The organism is Succinimonas amylolytica DSM 2873 (genome assembly GCF_000378405.1).
Taxonomy (GTDB): Bacteria; Pseudomonadota; Gammaproteobacteria; order Enterobacterales; family Succinivibrionaceae; genus Succinimonas; species Succinimonas amylolytica.
This window is the reverse complement of the sequence record NZ_KB899637.1, coordinates 233,070-234,821: the sequence shown is the minus strand read 5'-3', so window position 1 is coordinate 234,821 and position 1,752 is coordinate 233,070. Positions and strand designations below refer to the sequence as shown.

General features: G+C 41.5%; 1 protein-coding gene and 1 pseudogene. One reads left to right on the top strand and one right to left on the bottom strand.

The features are described from left to right. Positions 1 to 411 (top strand): annotated as a pseudogene (locus F557_RS0110440) (IS110 family transposase); the annotation flags it as partial. Between the two features lie 953 nt (positions 412 to 1,364). On the opposite strand, the gene F557_RS0110435 reads toward F557_RS0110440, so the two are convergent. Continuing rightward, on the bottom strand, positions 1,365 to 1,752 hold a 388-nt coding region (locus F557_RS0110435; RefSeq protein WP_169335190.1), incomplete at its 5' end, for a Fic family protein.

Genomic DNA, 1,752 nt, shown 5'->3' with positions numbered 1-1,752 from the left:
CTTGCTCCGGGTAATAATATATCAGCAGGCGTGAGCTATTCATCACGGATTACCCACGGAAACAGATACTTTCGCAGGACAATCCTGTCCATCGCTCAGGGATGCGCAAACCAGAAGAAGAATAAATCCGGCCTGGGAAATCTGTTCCAGCGTCTTCGTGAACGCAAGGGTTACAATAAGGCCAAGGTAGCTGTAGCGCACAGGATTGTCAGAATTATTTACGTGATAATAACGCGGAAGGTCAAATACGAAGACAGCCCGAACGATCAGTCGTTGGCAAAATTCCGGATGGATCAGGTCAAACGCGCCATCTCCAGAGCCAAAATTACTGAAGGTCTGTGTGTGCAGAGCGAAACCAGCAATCAGGGCAAAGTGATCTGTGCCAGCGTCAGCATGCCTCAGCCAACTTAACGGGGGCCGGAACGGATCTTACCGAAGAGATCCGGGCCGCCACTCCATTCCAGGGCACGCAGCGTTCCGAATGCGGCTTAAGGGCCGTCGCTTTCGTTTGTCCGCCGGGGAGCTTTCTTTCATAATAAAATATAATGGTTTGCGGGATCTTTGATAGAGGCAGTGACAACTGCTCAGGAAATGTTGAGATTTCAGGGTGAAATTTTGATGTGACGGTGGAATAAGGGATTACGGGGTGTTACGGGCTGTGAATAGTAACGCACTAATGGAATTTATTACACAATTTGCTTCCACCAGGAACCGTTTATTTGATAGAATGATCATGCTTATATGCAGGAGAACCATTCGTTTGTCGCGAAACATTGGAAGTGGTTCTCTTAAGTCCTTATTTTATTTCATTTCTTTTACTTCATTGTTCTTCTGTGTTGCCACCATCGTCTAAATCGTCTAACACTCTGTGTTTCAGAGGCAACTTATTTCTGGCTAATGTAAGAACCGATCGGAATCTAATCGATTTGCCGACTGTTAGCATCACAAACAAGCAACGCCCCTGACAAAAATGCGGCTACCACAACTTTACATCTTCCAGACTTTAAAAAAACGATATTACACCATTGCTGTAAAGTATGTTACAGAAACTGAGACAAAGCCAGTGAGCAATATTGTATCTCCGAAGTTTTAGATATTGGGACAAACCGATTGAGCAAAAGAGGGACATATTATCTGGTCATCGACAGCCGTATATAACGGTTGCACCATTCAGCATCCATCCATTCCTTCTTCGTTATATTGTAATCTCGAATGAGCCCCGCATGAGCATAGATACCTGTGAACAGTTTTCTGTGAATTGGCAAATTTATGGAACAATTGCAAAAATGAAAGAAAACATCAAAACTGAATCAAGTTGCTTCAGTTGTATACTCATTATATTTTCATCTTTGCATATCGTTAACCTACAGTTCATCATCATACTTGAATCGATAATTACCTTTGCCCTTCCCTACTACAGCTACCAATATACCCATATCTTTGAGTTTATTCATAAGATTTCTAGCTGTTCGTTCAGAACAATTCAATATCTTCATAATGTATTTTGAACCAAATATTTGATTACCTTCAATCTGTTGATAAATTAGTTTTAAGTTAGAATTAATCACCTCTGTGTATGACATTTTGTTTAGCAAATTATTAAAAGAAATCGCAGATAATTTTATCATCTCACCCGATAGAGTTGTTCCTGTTCCACAATCGGCAATCATTTCTTCACCAATCGGCAATTTTGACTGCGAATCGGCAATCATTTTCTCACCAATCGGCAATTTTGACTGCGAATCGGCAATC